General features: G+C 41.2%; 19 protein-coding genes and 1 pseudogene. 8 read left to right on the forward strand and 12 right to left on the reverse strand.

The features are described 5' to 3' along the window. Window positions 1-972, reverse strand: coding sequence for a GDP-mannose 4,6-dehydratase (locus tag JJ692_RS17520; protein WP_025092661.1), 972 nt, complete (start codon window positions 970-972; stop codon window positions 1-3). A 4-nt stretch (window positions 973-976) separates the two neighbouring features. Beyond that, window positions 977-1,741 carry a glucose-1-phosphate cytidylyltransferase gene (gene rfbF, locus JJ692_RS17525; protein WP_024424573.1) on the reverse strand — a complete coding sequence of 255 codons (765 nt, stop codon included), beginning with the start codon at window positions 1,739-1,741 and terminating at the stop codon, window positions 977-979. A 355-nt stretch (window positions 1,742-2,096) separates the two neighbouring features. Here rfbF and JJ692_RS17530 point away from each other — a divergent pair, with 355 nt between their 5' ends. Both JJ692_RS17530 and JJ692_RS17535 read left to right on the forward strand, forming a co-directional pair. Beyond that, a complete protein-coding gene (locus JJ692_RS17530; RefSeq protein WP_073204211.1) occupies window positions 2,097-2,246 on the forward strand; it encodes a DUF1540 domain-containing protein in 150 nt (49 codons plus the stop codon). A 200-nt stretch (window positions 2,247-2,446) separates the two neighbouring features. Continuing rightward, the gene (locus tag JJ692_RS17535; protein WP_122631750.1) at window positions 2,447-3,526 is read left to right on the forward strand and encodes a DUF3900 domain-containing protein; all 1,080 of its coding nucleotides are present in this window, start codon (window positions 2,447-2,449) and stop codon (window positions 3,524-3,526) included. A 63-nt stretch (window positions 3,527-3,589) separates the two neighbouring features. Here the strand turns inward: JJ692_RS17535 and JJ692_RS17540 are convergent, their stop codons facing one another. Further along, window positions 3,590-4,792: an MFS transporter gene (locus JJ692_RS17540; RefSeq protein WP_122631749.1), complete on the reverse strand. Its 1,203-nt coding sequence runs from the start codon at window positions 4,790-4,792 to the stop codon at window positions 3,590-3,592. Window positions 4,793-4,895: 103 nt separating this feature from the next. Here JJ692_RS17540 and JJ692_RS17545 point away from each other — a divergent pair, with 103 nt between their 5' ends. Then, entirely contained in the window at window positions 4,896-5,804 is a 909-nt protein-coding gene (locus JJ692_RS17545; RefSeq protein ID WP_024424569.1) for a LysR family transcriptional regulator, read from the forward strand. 36 nt (window positions 5,805-5,840) lie between these two features. Here the strand turns inward: JJ692_RS17545 and JJ692_RS17550 are convergent, their stop codons facing one another. Then, window positions 5,841-6,320 carry an aminoacyl-tRNA deacylase gene (locus JJ692_RS17550; RefSeq protein ID WP_024424568.1) on the reverse strand — a complete coding sequence of 160 codons (480 nt, stop codon included), beginning with the start codon at window positions 6,318-6,320 and terminating at the stop codon, window positions 5,841-5,843. A 145-nt stretch (window positions 6,321-6,465) separates the two neighbouring features. On the opposite strand from JJ692_RS17550, the gene JJ692_RS17555 reads away from it, so the two are divergent. Next, window positions 6,466-7,665, forward strand: a complete 1,200-nt coding sequence (locus tag JJ692_RS17555) for an MFS transporter (protein WP_197172123.1) — start codon at window positions 6,466-6,468, stop codon at window positions 7,663-7,665. Window positions 7,666-7,682: 17 nt separating this feature from the next. On the opposite strand, the gene JJ692_RS17560 is transcribed toward JJ692_RS17555, so the two are convergent. Continuing rightward, on the reverse strand, window positions 7,683-8,414 hold the full coding sequence (locus JJ692_RS17560; RefSeq protein ID WP_024424566.1) for a MurR/RpiR family transcriptional regulator: 732 nt from the start codon (window positions 8,412-8,414) through the stop codon (window positions 7,683-7,685). A gap of 199 nt (window positions 8,415-8,613) precedes the next feature. Between JJ692_RS17560 and JJ692_RS17565 the strand changes: the two genes are divergently transcribed. After that, window positions 8,614-9,942 (forward strand): 6-phospho-beta-glucosidase, encoded by a 1,329-nt coding sequence (locus JJ692_RS17565; RefSeq protein ID WP_024424565.1) that lies wholly within the window; start codon window positions 8,614-8,616, stop codon window positions 9,940-9,942. A gap of 75 nt (window positions 9,943-10,017) precedes the next feature. On the opposite strand, the gene JJ692_RS17570 is transcribed toward JJ692_RS17565, so the two are convergent. Then, window positions 10,018-10,665: a DUF3885 domain-containing protein gene (locus JJ692_RS17570; protein WP_206534010.1), complete on the reverse strand. Its 648-nt coding sequence runs from the start codon at window positions 10,663-10,665 to the stop codon at window positions 10,018-10,020. Window positions 10,666-10,779: 114 nt separating this feature from the next. On the opposite strand from JJ692_RS17570, the gene JJ692_RS17575 reads away from it, so the two are divergent. Then, window positions 10,780-10,980 (forward strand): hypothetical protein, encoded by a 201-nt coding sequence (locus tag JJ692_RS17575; RefSeq protein WP_122631745.1) that lies wholly within the window; start codon window positions 10,780-10,782, stop codon window positions 10,978-10,980. A gap of 10 nt (window positions 10,981-10,990) precedes the next feature. Here JJ692_RS17575 and JJ692_RS17580 read toward each other — a convergent pair whose 3' ends face one another. Together JJ692_RS17580 and JJ692_RS17585 are read right to left on the reverse strand one after the other, a co-directional pair. Further along, window positions 10,991-11,902, reverse strand: a complete 912-nt coding sequence (locus JJ692_RS17580; RefSeq protein ID WP_024424562.1) for an NAD(P)/FAD-dependent oxidoreductase — start codon at window positions 11,900-11,902, stop codon at window positions 10,991-10,993. Window positions 11,903-11,967: 65 nt separating this feature from the next. Continuing rightward, window positions 11,968-12,405 (reverse strand): Rrf2 family transcriptional regulator, encoded by a 438-nt coding sequence (locus JJ692_RS17585; RefSeq protein WP_024426668.1) that lies wholly within the window; start codon window positions 12,403-12,405, stop codon window positions 11,968-11,970. A gap of 184 nt (window positions 12,406-12,589) precedes the next feature. Between JJ692_RS17585 and JJ692_RS17590 the strand changes: the two genes are divergently transcribed. Next, window positions 12,590-12,961, forward strand: coding sequence for a hypothetical protein (locus JJ692_RS17590; protein WP_024426669.1), 372 nt, complete (start codon window positions 12,590-12,592; stop codon window positions 12,959-12,961). Window positions 12,962-13,065: 104 nt separating this feature from the next. On the opposite strand, the gene JJ692_RS17595 is transcribed toward JJ692_RS17590, so the two are convergent. Both JJ692_RS17595 and JJ692_RS17600 read right to left on the reverse strand, forming a co-directional pair. Next, window positions 13,066-14,391 carry a 6-phospho-alpha-glucosidase gene (locus tag JJ692_RS17595; protein WP_024424559.1) on the reverse strand — a complete coding sequence of 442 codons (1,326 nt, stop codon included), beginning with the start codon at window positions 14,389-14,391 and terminating at the stop codon, window positions 13,066-13,068. 18 nt (window positions 14,392-14,409) lie between these two features. After that, window positions 14,410-15,999: an alpha-glucoside-specific PTS transporter subunit IIBC gene (locus JJ692_RS17600; RefSeq protein ID WP_151863218.1), complete on the reverse strand. Its 1,590-nt coding sequence runs from the start codon at window positions 15,997-15,999 to the stop codon at window positions 14,410-14,412. A gap of 148 nt (window positions 16,000-16,147) precedes the next feature. Between JJ692_RS17600 and JJ692_RS17605 the strand changes: the two genes are divergently transcribed. After that, a complete protein-coding gene (locus tag JJ692_RS17605) occupies window positions 16,148-16,912 on the forward strand; it encodes a MurR/RpiR family transcriptional regulator (RefSeq protein ID WP_056767588.1) in 765 nt (254 codons plus the stop codon). A 142-nt stretch (window positions 16,913-17,054) separates the two neighbouring features. Here JJ692_RS17605 and JJ692_RS17610 read toward each other — a convergent pair. Beyond that, window positions 17,055-17,504, reverse strand: a pseudogene (locus JJ692_RS17610) (SMI1/KNR4 family protein); the annotation flags it as partial. 109 nt (window positions 17,505-17,613) lie between these two features. After that, complete coding sequence (locus JJ692_RS17615) at window positions 17,614-18,588, reverse strand: tRNA dihydrouridine synthase (protein ID WP_122631743.1); 975 nt, start codon at window positions 18,586-18,588, stop codon at window positions 17,614-17,616. Between the last annotated feature and the right edge of the window lie 88 nt (window positions 18,589-18,676).

Raw genomic sequence — 18,676 nt, forward strand, 5'->3', positions numbered from 1 at the left:
CTATTTTTGAAAGAATTCGCGGTACCATTCAATCGTCTTCTCTAAGCCTTCATCAATGGAGTAATCAGGCTTCCAATCAAGCAGCTTTCTCGCTTTCTCTGCTGACAAATATTGATGCTTAATTTCATGTGTTCCTTGGTTGAGAATACGAGGCTTCAGTTCACTTCCCATTGCCTTTAAAATCTTATCCACAAGCTCTAGCACTGTCAGCTGAATCTCGTTACTAAAGTTAAAGGCTTCTCCCGCCAGCCCTTTTTCCTCCATCTTCTCAGCTAGCAGTAAATAAGCCTTCACTGCATCTTCAATGTAGAAATAATCACGAATAAATGTCCCGTCACTTCTAATTTCCGGCGCCTTTCCTTCTAACACAAGCTGAATGGTTTGCGGAATGATTCTGTTGAAATTCAAATCTCCGCCTCCATATAAATTACCGCAGCGTGTAATACAAACTGGAAGACCATATGTGTTGTAGTACGTATGAGAAATGAGATCTGCACAGCTCTTCGAAACATCATACGGATGTTTCCCGTTTAACGGCATGTCTTCATCGTATGGCAGCTGCTCTTGATCACCGTAGGCTTTGTCACTTGATGCCACGATCACTCGTTTGATCAGCGGCTGTCTTCTGCAAGCCTCCAGTACATTCCATGTCCCTAAAATATTCGCTTCAAATGTAGAAACAGGATGTCTATTTGCGACCCCAACAATGGCTTGGGCAGCCAAATGGAAGACGGTGTCAATTTCATATTCTCCTAACGCACGTTCAATCGTCTGCATATCCTCTAATGCGCCTTGCACCACATTCATTTTTTCAAATTGACTGCCTTGATATAAATTCGATCGAGGCACCTGATCACGCACAAGTCCAGTCACGTTTGCCCCTTGATCAATCAATTCCTTAACGAGATAGCTCCCTAACAGCCCTGTACATCCAGTTACAAATACGTTCTTTCCATTCCAAAATCCGCTCATGCTGTCACCAAACCTTCCATGGTTGTTTTCCATCTGTCCACATGTCGTTGATTTCCTTCAGGTTTTTATACGTATCAATTGCTGTCCAAAATCCGTGATGCTCATAAACGGCAAGCTCTCCATCATCCGCCAGGTTTTGAAGAGGCTCCGCTTCAAACACGCATTGATCATCATCTGTCAAATAATCAAATACCTTTGGAGACAACACAAAAAATCCTCCATTGATCATCCCGATACTGTCTGTCTTCTCAGAGAAGGATTGTGCCATCCCGTTATACACCTTCAGTGTCCCGTACTGGGACTTCTTTTCAATGCCTGTGACAGTCGCAGCTGCTCCAAGATCCTGATGACGTTTCAGCAAATGAAACATATTGATATTGGCCAGTCCATCACCATACGTCATCATAAAGGTCTCATCACCAATGTAATCCTGTGCCTGCTTTAAACGTCCGCCTGTCATCGTATCTTCACCTGTATCTAAAAAGGTGATTTTCCAGTTCTCCTTTTTCCCTAAAAGCTTCATTTCTCCTGTCGCCATATCGAGCTGCATGCTGTGATGCTGCCAGTCGTAGTTCAGAAAGTACTCTTTGATCTTCTCTCCTTTATATCCAAGCAATAGGATAAATTCGTCTACACCGTAATACTGATAGATTTTCATAATATGCCATAGAATAGGCCGATCTCCGATCATAGCAAGTGGTTTAGGAAGCGCTTGTGTGACCTCACTCATTCTCGTTCCCTTTCCTCCGCAGAGAATGACTGCTTTCATCTTCTCCCCTCATCTCTCTATGAAGATTTTTGATTAAAAACCCTATCTTTATGCGGAAAATCAGTACATGTACCCCCATACTTTGTCCGACATCAGGTTTTGAATCTACTCTATTCATATGTCGAAATGAAAGAGTGTGCCACCTAGCATTTAACTATTTTTAAAAATAAAAAAAGAGCGAGATTCAAATTCTCGCTCTTCCAAAGTTTAAATTGTATATTTTCAGGGTAGATGGTATGATAAACATGTGCATAACCAGCACAAACAGCCTCTTTCTACAAAGAGACTACTAGATTGAATGAATTCAAGTGGCAGCTTGTTTCATTCTCAATATGAATCACGGAGGTGAATTCCCTTGGCACAAAACGTTCTTTGTGAAGTGAACTCTTGCCGTTTTTGGGCTGAAAACAGCTGTACCGCTTCTACCATTAAAATCGGTAAAAACACGATGACTGAAGTGACTCGCAATGCTGAAACTGATTGCGAAACATTTGAAACAAAATAATCTATTTTTCTCTGAGATGAAGGAACTGGCAGGTTCCTTCTTTTCTTTTACCATTCTATCAAGAATGATAATTATTATCAAGTGTTTTTCAATAAACATTTCTCGGGAAATAATGACACGATATTTCTCCATTCGTTGACGATTTTCACTCCTTTTTCTATACTCAACATATCAGAAGAAGAAAAAGTGGTGACCAATCAATGGATTTTACGATACGTTTTCTATCATTCTTTGTCGTGGAAATCGAAGGCAAAGATGAACAAGCAAATAAACGATTTAAACATTATCAAACACTAGATCAAGAAGAATTTGAACAAAGTGAGCTGAAGGACTTTTTAGACGGTGAACTGAAAAAAATCGTCAAACGAAAAGTGGACAGACACCCTAAATCTGAACAAGTACCGACCAAAATTGGCCGATTTATTGTAGAACCCGGTCATGAGCTTGATTCAAACCCAAACTACAACCTATTTCATCAAACGAGATTTGCAGATACAAAAGAATTTTTTAATGAATGCAGTGAACAGTTTGTTCGCACATATTTAGATACAAGTGCTGTCAGAGGCGGCGTTTTTTTAGTTGCTTCTGCTGTTCCTAAAAAGTATTTCGATGATTCCTTTGTCTTTATTATGAAATGCGATTTCGAACAAAAAGTGGCTTCTATCGCTGATACATCTACCTTGATTAGAAAAGTCGAAATGGCTATTACGACAAAAAACATGAAATCGATTCAATACCCGTTTATGCCAGAAGAGGGAATGACTGAAGAAGCTGAAGTGAAAATTCACCAATCCTCACACGCTCGTTATTTTGAAGACTTTTTGAAATTCGTCGAATACGGTGAATCCATGCCTGAAATCATGAAATCACAGGTTATGAATATGGTACAGGAACAGGTTTTTGAAACATTACAGGATGAAAGTGAAGAATTAAAGCAGTTTGAAGAAGATCTTGAAATATGGGAAGCGAGTGAAAAACGAGAAATTAGAGAAACACTCGATACAGAACAGGTCACACAAGCGGCCTCCCATATTGTTGAACAAACGCCTGATATTACAATGAAAATGCGTCTAGGCGAAACGGATATCAAAGGTCTTCTAGCAGACTTTGGCCAATCAATCCATATTGCTAAGCTCAACAATCGATATGTCGTGCTCGTTGAAGCTGATCAAATCGTCTTCGAAAAAGGAAGCACACCTGTTGAATTCCATAAACCAAATGGATTAAAAGAGGTGGTCAGCCAGCTGATGCAAAAAGCCTATGATTCAGATCTAGAATAAAAAAACACGACTGCCTCTTGCATTCAGCGCATGAGGCAGTTTTTTTGTATAACGCTTGATTTATTACGCTGGATCAGAAGAAACATGCAGCTCCCTGCCTCTTGCCCACATGCTGACAAGCAATAAACTTATGATGAGCATCAGCCAAAAGACGCTGCTTGATCCAAAAAACTGAATCATCGTATATCCGCACAAGGGTCCTAGAGCCGCTCCCATATCTTGAACAAAGGAATAGCTTGCGAGGAAGCGGTTTTTATCTGTTTGAGCAGACGCTTTTTGAAAAGCAAGCGTATCCGTTAATGTCGTTAAGATTGTTGACATCAGCTGGATCAAAAGCAGCATCACAAGAAACCAGCCGCTTACCTTCAGCATGACCGCCAGAAAACTGAGACCTCCAAATGAAAGAAACATCCAGCAAAGCGTTCGTTCCTTCATTACAAGCCCATCAAACCATCTGCCCGTTTTCGGTGCGACAAATGGTTCCCACCCCCATCTGAGCGCTTGAATGATTCCACTTAAAGCCGAAGCTCCGATAACAAAGCCGAACAGAGCAAATTCACCATGACCGATCCTTGCTTCAATGACATGACTGAGGGTTGATGCGAATAACCCTTGTATCACAAGTGCGATCAGCATACCTGTCATTAATACTTTTACAACATCTCGTGCAAGCCACCTCTGTTTGATGACTTGATACACCTGCCCCTCTTCTCCCTTTTCAATCTCATCCAAAGAGACATAAAAAATGATTCCTAGTAATGAGAGTAAACCAAAAACAAGCGTCATGAACTGGAAGCCGATCAGGCTGGCGAATATTCCGCCACATAACATGCCGAATAAACTGCCAAGCCGGTAAAGGCCATTATAAATGCCCGTATAATGCCCTTGGGAGCTTTCCTCCATCTCAGCAATTAATCTCATTCCACTCATACGCAATAACGTCCATGCCAGCCCCCAAGCGCAGCGGCAAATCAGCAGGAGCCAAAAACCGCTCACACCATATAGCACTGTGGTCACTGATGCAATCAAAATAGCAATCAATACACCAGTCTTCATTGGAACAAACCGATAGAGCCACCAAACAACAGGTGTTAGCGGGATGCGGATGAATCGGTTAATGGACAGCAGCAGCCCGACCTCCCAAATAGATGATAAACCAACCTCTTTCCAATAGATCGGAAGAACAATATAAAGCATTGAATCCCCAATCAGTGCAAATGCTGTGATAAGCGATATTGACACCACTTGCTTTTGACGATGATCCATTTTTCCTTCCCCCTTCGCTATCTTTACAATAAGGGATGCCTTATAATAAATCTAATGAATGTTTTTGATTAAACCATCAAAATAATTAATAGGTGGTGCAAAGTTGAATTTACATGCCCTTCGGATTTTTGCAAAGGTCGCAGAGACAAAAAGCGTTACACAAACAGCAGACGTGCTATCTTTGACACAGCCAGCTGTGACGGCTCAGCTTAGAAGCATTGAAAGTGAGATCGGTTTCCGTCTTTTTAAACGAAATGGCAGAGGCATTACACTTACGGAAATGGGAAAAATTCTATACCCTTATGCCCGGCAAGTGTTCGAGGCTGAAAAAGAAGTAGAATATCAGATCACACTTTTACAAAACGGAAAAAAGGGGCGGCTCCGCATCGCTTCTACCTATGTACCACTCAACTTTTTACTGCCAGATTGGCTTGCTGCTTTTAAAACATCTTCACCACAGACAGAAATTGAATTAAAAAGTGGAAACTCCGCTCAAGTTTTAGAGAGCCTGCTTCAATATGAATCAGATGTGGCCATCGCTGTGATCGAGGATCTGCACCATGAGGAGATCCTCACTTCTCATTTAACGAATTTAAGCTATGATTTTATTGTGCCGGCTGACCATCCGTTGAACGGAAAAACGGTCCCGCTGGAGCGCCTGAGTCAGGAGCCTTTTTTGATGCGGGAAGAAGGCAGTTCCACAAGAGATAAGCTCTTTTCTCTTTTTACCTCGAAAGGAATCAAAAAACCGACCGTTGATTTACAATTCAGCGGTGTTCATGAAGCGATTCAAATGATCAAAGCTGGATATGGCATCACACTTGTTCCCCGTGATGCGGTTCATGGCAGTCTCAAGCGGCAAGAAATTGGGCGCGTGTACATTGAAGGCATTGAGATCGTCAGACCGGTTGTTGTGTGCAAACGGGCGAATGATCTTGAAGAAAATAGAACCGTGGATGCCTTCCTGCAAATGAAAGGTATCGGTCCATTTACTACGCCTGCTGCCAATTAAAAAAGTGCCTGCTTCTGAAACAGGCACTTTTTTTCTCTATTCAGCTGGCTGCACGATGTCAAACGGTACAGCTTTTGAGGCTTTCACCAATTGTTCTGGGGTGATGAGGATTTCATTTCCCCATTCGCCTGCCCCAACACCTAATATTTCCTCTTCTAATAACGAAGCCTCAATAATGGTGCGGAATCCTTCTGGCTGCCAGCAAAACGGCGGAATCGAACCAATTCGATAGCCCGTCACTTCAAGAACCTTCTCCGGTGAAGCCATTTTAATATTACGGGAGCCGGCTGCTTTCTTGAGTTTCCCTGACTTAATATGCTGGTCAGCGCCAACCATCACAAGCAGCTGCTCTCCTTCTCCTGTTTCAAAAATCAATGTTTTAATCATTTGTCTTTCACGAAAACCAAGAGCTGCCGCTACATTTGCTGCTCCCTTTTCTGTTTCGGCAGAAAATGTTTTGATTTCATAAGGGATACCATGTTTGTCCAAAAAGTCATGTGCCGGTAATTTTTTCAATCGATTGAACCCCTTTCCTTACAATGTCCTTCATTTAGCTTATCACAATCTTCTCATCCTTAAGATGTATTTTTCAATGAAAAGCCTCTGGACACACCATCACCATGCTATACTGAACTTGTTTTTGAAAAGGAGCCGGTTTAATATGGGAAACAAGTTTTGGTGTTATACAAGCAGTAAAAGCCTTCTCATGCTGAGTGATATTTTATTTGTGATGACGATCACGTTTGTCATTTATCAAGATACACAATCTGTTGCCTATGCGGCTGTCTTTCCGCTGATCAGAACGATATGCCAGCTATTGGCTGGGCTCTTCTCTCCGGTTTTAACCGATTACTTTCAAGCTGGCCGTCTATTGAAATGGGTCCCGCTTTTACGTCTTGGGATGCTCATCATGTTTACAGCCCAATTTCACTTCTTTCAGCAGCATATGGTCTGGTTGTTTAGTGCGCTTATTTTGATTTCCCTCACAGGCGGGTTCATCAGTCCGTTGTTACAGGCCATCATGCCGATGCTTGTGCCAGCAAATCAGCTTGTGAAAGCGAACAGTACGGCCTCGATTTTTCATCAAATGGTTCAAATCGCCGGCTATTCGTTCACTGGAATGCTCGTCCTGTTGATCGGTCCATTTTATTTAATGTGGATTACTTGTGTCATGATTGTATTGTCTTATCTATTATTCATCCCTGTCTTTCCTCTTCTCAAGCAAGAAGAGACGGTTCGAAAAACAAATAAGATGAACAGCTTCAAAGATGGTTGGACGATCATTTGGAGAAATAAAACGGTGCGCACCCTGACATTTATGGATGTTTGTGAAAATATTGCGGGTGCTGTGTGGATCGGGGCGATTACGCTTGCCTTTGTCAGCCATGATTTAAAGCAAGGTGAGGAATGGTGGGGATTTATCAATGCCGCTTATTATACAGGTGCCATCATAGGCGGGCTCTTAGCTGCATGGATGAGTCAGTTTATTCAAAAACAGCTTCTCCTCTATATGGCAGCTGGTTCATTCATTTATGCAGTGCTGACCATTGTCTATTCACTGAACAGCCTGCCGTGGCTTGCTTTGGTGCTTTGTATTTTGATGGGGCCTGCCTACCAAATCCGAGATGTTTCGCAGCAAACCATTCTTCAAACGGAAACGCCAGTACATGACTTATCAAAGGTGTATTCGGCTCACTACGTCCTTTCTTCAGTATCGGTCGGTTTATCTATTTTCTTTGTTGGATTGATTGCAGATGCATACGGGGCGAGGTCTGTGTATTTGCTGGGCGGTCTGTTTGTGCTCGTCTGTTCCGGCATTGCCATCCTTGCTTTTATGAAGCAGAAAAAAGAGAGCAGCTGATGTATGCAGCGGCTCTTTTACTTTTCTTTTAACATCGCAAACATGTCACGGGCCATTGCTTCTAAAATATACACAACTGGCGTCTGTGTGGTGATATTCGCTCTGTGGACCCGCTCATCTGTGACGTAGTAGGCAATATTTAAATCTGAAATGCGCGAAATCGTGCAGTGCTGGTTATTCGTAATACTAATGATCTTGCTGCCTTCTCTTTTTAACTTCGAAATATGATCAATCGTAATACTGTTCTCCCCTGATACAGACAGCACAATGGTGACACTATTGTCTAAATACTGCATATTCATCGGGAAAAACGGATCGTTGATGTAAAATGAAAATTTCTCAAGACTGGAAAAGTACCTCGCCCCATACTGCGCCAAAATGCCAGAACTTCCAGTTCCGATAAACAGCACATTTTTTGCCTCAGCTATGAGCTTCGCGGCCTCCTTAATTTTCCCCTCAAAGTCTCCCTTCAATGTTCGTTCAATAAATTCATATAGAAAGTGCTGTGTGCTTTTTAAAGAAGGTGTCTGCTCTGATTCTAAATACATTTTGAGCTTCACTTTAAACTCTGAAAAGCCTTCACAATTTACTTTTCGGCAAAAGCGAAGGACAGACGAGGTGGAAATATGTGCAGCATCTGCAAGATCTCGAATTCTCATGTACACGACCTTTTCACTGTTTTCCATGATATATCGGTATAAAGCGCTTTCTAGTTCATTAAAGCTGGAAATGACCTCACTTGAAAACATCTGACTTCCCCTTTCTCCAACTACATGTCACAATGTGTTTCTTTTATGTAACAAATCTCTAAATAGGGCACCCTTGCCTAAAGACGCTGAAGTCATTTACGCACATGATGCTCTCACGATAAGCTATAGATGTACAAACAAGAAAAAAGACTTTTCTCTATTATAACATTGCGCGTTACATTATTCGGAGGTGCAGAACATGGCAAAAGGATTAAAGGTTGTCACAATTGGCGGAGGATCAAGCTATACACCAGAGCTTGTAGAAGGATTTATTAAACGATACGATGAATTTCCGATTAGCGAGCTGTGGCTCGTTGATATTGAAGCGGGAAAAGAAAAGCTTGAGATCGTCGGAAATCTTGCAAAACGCATGGTCAAAAAAGCAGGGCTTCCAATCGAGGTTCATTTAACATTAGATCGCAGGAAAGCACTTGTAGATGCTGATTTTGTCACAACACAATTCCGTGTCGGACTTCTTGAAGCACGTATGAAGGATGAACGCATTCCTTTAAAATATGATGTCATTGGCCAAGAAACAAATGGTCCAGGAGGTCTATTCAAAGGACTTCGCACCATTCCTGTCATTCTTGATATTGTCAAAGATATTGAAGAGCTTTGCCCGAATGCATGGCTTGTGAATTTCACAAATCCAGCTGGTATGGTCACTGAAGCCGTTCTTCGTTATTCAAACCATCGTAAAGTCGTTGGTTTATGTAACGTGCCGATCGGCATTCGCATGGGAATCGCCAAAGGGCTTGGTGTCGACGCAAGCAGAGTCGAAGTCAGCTTTGCTGGATTAAACCATATGGTCTTTGGACTCAATGTATTCTTAGATGGTAAAAGCATCATGGATCAAGTCATTGAAGACATGGCTGATCCAAACTCCAGCATGTCGATGAACAACATTCAAGCGATTCCGTGGGATGCTGATTTCTTAAAAGGGCTTGGCGTCATTCCTTGTCCGTATCACCGTTACTACTACAAAACAAGTGATATGCTGGCTGAGGAAAAGAAAGCAGCAGCAAATGAGGGAACTCGTGCTGAAGTCGTTCGCGCATTAGAAAATGATTTGTTCGAGCTTTACAAAGACCCTGATCTCGACATCAAGCCGCCACAGCTTGAAAAACGAGGCGGTGCCTACTACAGTGATGCGGCTTGCAACTTGATTGCATCCATTTATAACGACAAGCATGACATTCAGCCTGTAAACACCATTAATAACGGAGCTATTAGTGACATTCCAAATGATTCTGCGGTTGAACTCAACTGTGTGATCACAAAAGACGGTCCTAAACCAATCGCTGTTGGTGAAATGCCGGTCGCTGTCAAAGGACTTATTTCTCAAATTAAATCCTTTGAACGTGTAGCTGCTGAAGCAGCCGTGACAGGCGATTACAACACAGCTCTTGTCGCAATGACCATCAACCCGCTTGTCCCATCAGATGCCATTGCAAAAAGCATCCTAGATGAAATGCTAGAAGCACACAAAGAATATTTGCCACAGTTTTTCAATAAAGTAGAAGCATAAAAAGAATATTTGCCACAGTTTTTCAATAAAGTAGAAGCATAAAAAGAAGCCGCACTTGTCGAAAGTGCGGTTTTTTTATTTGGCTGCAAACAGCCGGTCCATCTTAGGACGATCATAGTCTAATAGCCAGTGCTGTAAGCCTTCATAGACTGGGCGTAGACGCTCAGCATCTGCCGCAATGAGATCACAGCCTCGATCATCATATAAGTGAAAAATCATTTTTTTTGAGAGATTCATTAGGTAAATTTCATACCCTAGTTTTCCCTTCAAGATTTGATTCGGCGTATAGAAGTCCTCCTGGCACATCGCATGGAGAAGCGGAGGCAATCGAATGTCTTGCAGCTCACATTTGAGTGTAAATCTCTCTAATGTCAGTGAATCTTCTATTTCTGGACGTACATAAGTCAAAAGCTCGTGGCGCAATCTGTTCCTCACTTGCCGATGCACATATTTTTGATAGACAAGGAGCTTACGCTTCGTTAATTCATGTTCATGATCTGTATACACATCCGTCACAAGCAGCATCTCGTCTTCTGGATCAAAAACATATTTCACAATCTCTAAAGCACGATCTCCCGCTTTTTCTAATACAATCGATTCTTTTCCTAATGACCAATCTGCCACTTCAAACCGAAGTCCAATAGGCCACTCATAAAAAAGAGGCGGCGTGAGGATAAGATGAGGAAAATGATTTTTTAGAAACATATTTGTTTGATCACTCATTTGCTTTCCTTTCACTCGTTTTATTTTTCATTTTACCGTTGAAACATATAGGGAAACAAATTGGAAATAAACTGTCATTTCTTATATGATAGAAAGAGATGGAGGTGTGACCAATTGAAAAAATGGTTTTTACAAGTGTTCCTTACAGCACTGATCACCATGTGGATACAGGCTGGACTTGATCAGGCGAACATCATTCAGATCACCAATGTATGGGTCGATGCCAGCAGCTGGATCCTGATCTTCTTTGTTATCTACGCACTTTTTGAATGGACAGCTCACGTCTTAGCAAAACAGAAAACCGCTCATCGCTGAACATCTCTTTTCATAGAGATGTTTTTTCCTGAAACTCTTCTTGAACAAGTTCATGAATGACACCCATTCCTGCCTGGCTTCCAGCAGCTGCTGCGAGAACTAACTGAGCAGGACCGCCTAGATTATCACCACATGCAAAGACACCACTGACGGTTGTACGTCCAAGGATATCTGTTTCGATACCCGTATTCTTCGTCATTTGACAGCCAAGCTTTTCGGCAAATGGGGCTGACTGCTTGAATTCACTTGCGACAAAACCGCCTTCCCTTTTCACTGTCTCCCCATTTGCAAGCTGGAGAGAGCGCAGCTGCCCATTGTCTTGATCAATCGACACAATTGGCACATCAATGACTTGAATAGAATGTGCCGTCAGAAGTACCTTGTCCTCTTCAGCCAACACGTGCCCATTCGTAAACACGATCAAATCCTTTGTCCAATTGGAAAGAAGCTTAGCCATATGCAAGGCTCGCTGATTCTCTGCAATGAGGGCAAGTGCTTTGTCCTTTAATTCCCATCCATCACAGAAAGGACAGCTAAACAACGTTTTTCCGTACACATCATGAATTCCTTCAATCTCTGGCAGTATATCCTGAAGACCTGTTGCCAAAATGATTTTTTTCGCTTTGAATGTATCCCCCTCGTGTGTTAGTAACGTAAATCTTTCCTCTTTCTTTTGTATATCAACAATTCGACTTCGTTTGATTTTGATATTAGGGTATTTTTGAAGATCTGCCTCTCCCGCTCGTCTGATCTCAAACGGTGTCATTCCATCGTTTGTAATAAATCCATGTGATTCCTGCGTCACTCGATTTCTTGGCAGCTCATCATCAAATACAATGACTTGCTTTCTGCCTCTCCCTACAACAAGTGCTGCACTTAATCCGGCTGGCCCGCCTCCGATAATGGCACAATCTAATAACATATCAATCTCTCCTTTTCTATTCAAGATTTTAAAGACTCTTAATATCTATAATTAGTTCAAAAAAATCACATGTTGAAAAATGGATTTTTTTCTGTCTGTTCAATTTGGCTCGCAATATCAATTAACCGTTTTTGACTTAATGTCTCCTGCATTTTCGTTTCAACATCCTGCATAACTTGTTCAATCAAACAGCCATCATGAGGCATAAAGGAGTCATGCTCTAAGGAGCAGCGAAATAAATTCGTTTGTCCTTCTACAGCCTGAATGACATCTAAAAAAGAAATGTCTTCCTTTCGTTTGATAAGGGTATAACCTCCCTTTGCACCAGGTGTTGATTCAATCAATCCCGCCTTCACAAGCTTTGTTAAAATTTTGGATAAATAGGTTGGTGAAAGATCTTGTATCTTAGCAAGAGGCTCAACACCAATCGCTTTACCCTTTGGTGCAAGAGTTAAAAACACCATCGTATGCAGCGCATAGTTGGTTGCTTTAGAATATTTCATGAGGAAACTCCTTTCTATCTATTATAGACCTTTTATATCTGTAATTGATCATAGATGATTCAAGAGAAAAAAGCAAGAGTTGTGAATCTGCTCCACTTTTCATTCCACATTTCACATTTCCTTCCGATAATAGAAGTAAGCACGAAATAAAGTTTTGATTGAGAACTAGAAGGAGTGAAGAAAAATGTCAGATCAACAGCACAATGCAGCACACGAAGAAGAAGAGGAATTTAACGTATACGACATGCTTCCGCCCGCAGGTACAATCATCGGAGAAGCAACAGAAGAAGAAATGGATGCCGCAGCAGCACTTGAAGTGAGACATGTCGCGTTCATGCGTCTTCAAGATATGTTCATTCAATTCGATGGCTCGTCTTACAAAGACTTATTAAAAGACTTTCAAGAATTCGAAATGGATTCCACAAAATTCTGGAGAGCCATTGCTAGACGTCTTCAAATTCCATACGAATGGCCAATCCGAATCGACCACGCAAACGGCCCTATTTATATTGGTGAAACAGAAGATAGCCGTGAGGTTGAGGAGAGCGCAGAGTAAGGAATGGCGGCCCCCTTTTGGTAAGGAGGCTTTTTACAATACATCGGTTGAAAAAACAAATAAGCAATATGAGCGCTGTCACGCCCATATTGCTTATTCTCGTGTTATGTTAACTCTGGCCAAAATGCTTGATTTGCCACAATTAAGTCGTCTAAAATATCTTTTGCTACTTTAGCACTCGGCACCGTTTTCGATAATGTGATGGCCTGCCATAATTTTTGATAGGACCCTTCTTCAAATGCTTCTACTACTAGTTTTTCTACGCCAACTTGCTGCTCCATAAGACTTTTTTGAAATCTAGGAATCTCTCCAACTACTAATTTTTCTGGACCATTGCTGCCAACGATACAAGGAATTTCGACCATGGCTGTTGGATCAAAGTTCCTAATAGCGCCATTGTTCTCTACGATCATCAGCATCCGTTCCTTTTTATTAAAAGCAATGGCTCGTGCCAAATCAACGATATAAGAAGCGTGCTCATCAATGGTCAGCTTTGTTTCCTTTGCAGTTCCTTTATCAATGATGGCCTGACATTCACTAAAAACAAAAGCTTCCCGCCCCTCCATCACTTCATTGGCACGCGTGAACTCGATATTTGAATGTGCCACTTCTTCATCTGGAAATAGATAGTATTTCAAATACGTATTCGGTATCGTTTTTGGATCAAGCGCTTGAATATCTTTGGCCTTTTTTAATGTGCTGTTCCAGCTCTTCTGCTGTTCTAGCTCAGATGTTCCATCTGTTGCATAACCATGCTGGCTTACATGCTTAATTACCTCAGGCATTAAGCTATTTCCTGCTTTATCTCGAATATCTGTCCACCAGCCAAAATGATTCAAACCATAGTAATCGACTTCTAGTTCTTTCCGCGAAGATAAGCCTAAATTTTTTGCAATTAATTCTTCAATGCCAATTGGCATATCGCATATGTTTAAAATTTTGGCATTCGGTCTTAGCTTACGTGTTGCCTCTGCTACTATCGCTGCAGGGTTAGAATAGTTTAACATCCAAGCTTCTGGTGAGTATTTTTCCATATAATCGACAAGTTCTAATACACCTGGAATGGACCGCATTCCGTAAGCTATTCCGCCTGGTCCGCATGTTTCCTGTCCGACGACTCCATGCTTCAATGGAATTTTCTCATCTAATTCTCGCATTGCATATTTCCCGACACGAATATGTGCCATCACAAAATCGACTTGAGTAAAGGCTTCTTCTGGGTTCGTGCTTGCCAGTAATCGTACTTCTGGTGCTCGTTCTTTTAACATAATCTCACATGCATCTGCAATCGTCTTTTGTCTAGCTTCATCATTATCATAGAGTTTAATTGTATGAATTGGGAACTCATCTAGATAGTCTAACAGCATCAAAATGATTCCGGGTGTAAATGTACTTCCGCCTCCAGCGATGGTAATATTAAATTTTTTCATCATATCCAGCTCCTTTTTTCAATCTAATGATAGTTTTGTCTCAAAAGACTCTCTTACTTGCGGTACACTTAAGCCAACAATGATTTGAATGCTTTGACCACTCTTCGCCATGCCGTGGGCCAGTTTATTTTTTGTAAAGTAGTCCCTATCTTTCACCAAGCTAGGGTCAATCACTGTAATACGTAGACGTGTGGCACAGTTTGTCACATCTTTAATGTTTTCTTTACCGCCGAGGCCTGCTAAGAAATACACGGCTTTCTCTTCATACTCAGACGCATAAACGGGCGCTTCTTTTTGGTCATGACCTTTTTTATGAGCATTCTCATAATCTTGTTTTGTATATAGCCTCGTCTCCTCCTCATGTTTTCGTCCTGGTAATGGAATATCGAATTTCACAATCATCCATCTAAATATGACAAAATACACTGCTGTAAAAAGAAGTCCAATCATCGCTTGGATCAGATAAGTCCCTCCATGATTTGAAGAGAGCGGAATCCAGTTCAATGCAGCTATTTCAATAAACCCGGAACCCATCATTCCGACAACACCAAACATATTCATGATTGTCACCATGGTCGCACCAAGAAGTGCATGTATCACAAATAAATAAGGCGCGAGGAATAGGAATGTAAATTCAAGCGGTTCTGTAATTCCGGCAAATACCGCTGTTAATGTGGCGGGTAATACCAATGCCAAAACCTTTTTTCTGTTTTCTTTCGGTGTTGAAAAATACATGGCTAAAGCTATCCCTAAACAGCCAAACATCTTAATATTCCCATGCAATAAAAATCCGTATGGATAAAGATCCTTCAAATCAGAAGTGGAGGACGCAAATTCATTTAAGTGAGCAATCCAATATGGTTTTAACCCCCCATTTACAGCCGCTGGACCAAACTCAAAAGGTGTATAAATAAAATGGTGAAGTCCTGTTGGAATTAACACCCTTTCCAAGAAATGAAACAGCCAGACACCAATATAACCAGACTGTGCCATGAACCCTTGGAGAGATTGAATCCCCTGCTGAACATAGGGCCATACAAAAGCAACGATAAAAGCAATAGGAATCATCACAAAGAATCCGATGATGACAACAAATACAAGCCCCTGGAAAATCCCAAGCATTTCAGGCAGCTTTTGATCATAAAAACGATTATGGATCCAAATGACGATTCCAGATATCATCACCGCACCAATGATACTTGTATCCAGCGTAGGTATACCCGCAATTTCTTTTACACCCGCTACGTTCTCGACACCTTGCGATAAATCAACGCCAAAAGTAGACGGCCAAAGTGTCAAAATAGCATGAATATAATTGTTAAATACAAGATAAATCATCAAAGCTGCGAGCGTCGCACGTGCTTGCGCTTTTTTTGCAAGTGAGATGGGCAATCCAATCACAAAGGCTAATTCCATATGATTGAAAATCGTCCATCCCCCGCTTTCAATCAGTGACCAAACCTTGTACCACATCGTACCTTCTCCAGCCATTTCTCCCATAATCGCTGGATTCTTACATAAAGTCGCGAGGCCGACAACAATACCAAAAAACGCGAATAAAAGTACAGGAACTACCATAGCACTGCCAAACCGCTTGATTGCATTCATAAGCATAACCCCTTTGCTTGATCCATATCATCACTGTAAAGGTAGCGCTTACAAAAACCAATAGGTTTGACGTATTTAGAAATCAAGTTGTAACATTAGATTATATTTTCACAGGAAGAAAATATTTTCATGTTGGAGGGCACATCGCATGATACTGGACAAGCTGGTTAATAAACACTTCGAAGATTTAAACAAGAATGACCTGCACATTATTAAAACAATCCATGATCATCTTGAAGAAATGAAGACAATGAAAATTCAGGATCTTGCCCGTTATGCTCATACTTCCATCTCATCCATCCATCGGCTTGCTAAGAAAATAGGGTTCGACGGCTACAGTGACTTAAAGTCTTATGTGAAATTAAATGCTTTCACTGAAGAGACAACACAGGATTTAATGCAGCTACTTGATCAAGATATCCGGCAGACAAGAAAATATATGGAGCAGCTGGACTTTCATCAATTAAATCAACTGATTGATCGCGCACCGTATATTTATATTTATGGGACAGGAACAGCACAGCTCGATTTGGCCAATGATGTACAGCGGCAGCTATGGTCACTGCATAAAAAATCTCAAGTATTACGAAGCAAGCGGGACTTAACAGATGGAATCATTGAATTTGGTGAGGATGACCTTTTATTTATCATTTCTTTATCTGGTGAATCGAAGAATTTAGATGAAATCATTCAATTGGTGAAAACGAGACATATCAAATTTATCAGCATGACCACATTAAGAAATAACCTTCTTGCACAAAATGCCATGTTTAACATCTATGTAAGCAGCACCCCGTTTCTCTTATATAACAAAGTGGACAACTCCAGCTTTCTGCCATTTTACATTGTGGCAGATATTATCGTCAGAAAATTTAGTGAGTGGAAAGTGAACCAATTGAATAATAAGACTTAAACATAACAGATACAGTTTTGGAGAGAGATTCAATGTTGCTTCGCAAAAAAAGAGAGACTCTTTTGTCTCTCTCAAAAAATACTGTATAACAACGGTTTTAATGAAATATATCTACTTGCGGCTGCCTTTCCTATTCATGCTATTCAGCGCTATAATGCCCAGCAAGCAGTTCATCAAACGAATCCGCTAATTTAAAATCCGTCTCATCTTCTAGATCAAAGTAGTGAATCGTCGGATGCTCCTTTGTTTCTCTATAATCCAATGCAATCCACGTATGACCATCCCCACAAATGAGTACAAGTCCCTCAGGCAATTCCCATTCTTCTATTAAATAATCACTATCCATAATGCCTTCATCTTTTGCAATTCCTCTTAAATGATCAAATGACACATGATCCTCTGCCCATCCATTCGGCTGATCCGTTGGAAAAGCATTATGCAATGTATACCCGCCATTTTGTTCGAGGATCAGTTGCTTATATGTATCAGGCAGGATAACGCCTAGCTTCTTTTCCGCTTTTGCAATGCCTTTCTCATTGATTTTCTTAAATGTTTCTTCGCTTTCTCTATCTTTATCCCAAAATGGTTTCAAATAAAATACCTCCAATTGTTATTTCTATATTATTTTACCATTTAAGAGAACTAGTTTAATAGTCCTGTTTAATAAAAAAGAGAAGGGTTCCCCCTCCTCCTCTTGTTGGTCATGATTGTTCTTGATTTCTCGCTTCAAATTCATCCAACATGGCACGCACTTCATCTGTTGATGATGTGTTCATTAATTGATTTCTTAAGAAACTCGCTCCTCTGAATCCTTTTACATAAATCTTAAAGAAACGGTGCAGTGCCTTGAATGGACGCAAACCTAGTGATGAGTATTGATCATGGAGATCAAGATGTAACCTTAAAAGACCAAGCAGTTCATCACTTGTATGCTCCCTCGGCTCTTTTTCAAAAGCAAATGGGTTATGGAAAATCCCGCGCCCAATCATCACTCCGTCTACTCCATACTGTTCAGCGAGCTTTAAGCCTGTTTGACGATCTGGAATATCACCATTGATTGTCAAAAGAGTATCAGGGGCTACTTCATCACGAAGTTTTTTAATCTCAGGAATGAGCTCCCAATGCGCATCCACCTGGCTCATTTCCTTTCTTGTGCGAAGATGGATTGATAAGTTCACAATATCTTGCTCCAAAATGTGTCTAAGCCATCCGCGCCATTCATCGACCTCAGTAAAACCAAGTCTTGTTTTCACGCTAACAGGTAATCCCCCTGCTTTTGCCGCTTGAATCAGCTCTGCCGCAACGTCTGGACGAAGAATCAAGCCGCTGCCCTTTCCGTTTTGCGTGACATTTGGGACAGGACAGCCCATATTAATATCAAGTCCCTGAAATCCCATTTCCGCCATTCCAATGCTCATTTGTCTAAAGTTCTCAGGCTTGTCTCCCCAAATATGAGCAACAATCGGCTGCTCATCCTCTGTAAACGTTAAACGCCCTTTCACACTTTGAATGCCATCAGGATGGCAATAACTCTCACTGTTCGTGAACTCTGTAAAAAACACATCAGGTCTCGCCGCCTCACTCACAACATGACGAAACACAACATCTGTTACTTCTTCCATTGGTGCTAATATAAAAAATGGCCGCGGTAAATCACGCCAGAAATTTTTACTCATCTTTCATCCAATTCCTCTCATGACATAGCGCCTTAAAGGGCATGTCCTTCTATAAAGTCTTTCAGCAATTTTTATCATTATATACTTT

This window comes from Bacillus sp. 3a, from assembly GCF_017161885.1.
Taxonomy (GTDB): domain Bacteria; phylum Bacillota; class Bacilli; order Bacillales; family Bacillaceae; genus Bacillus; species Bacillus safensis.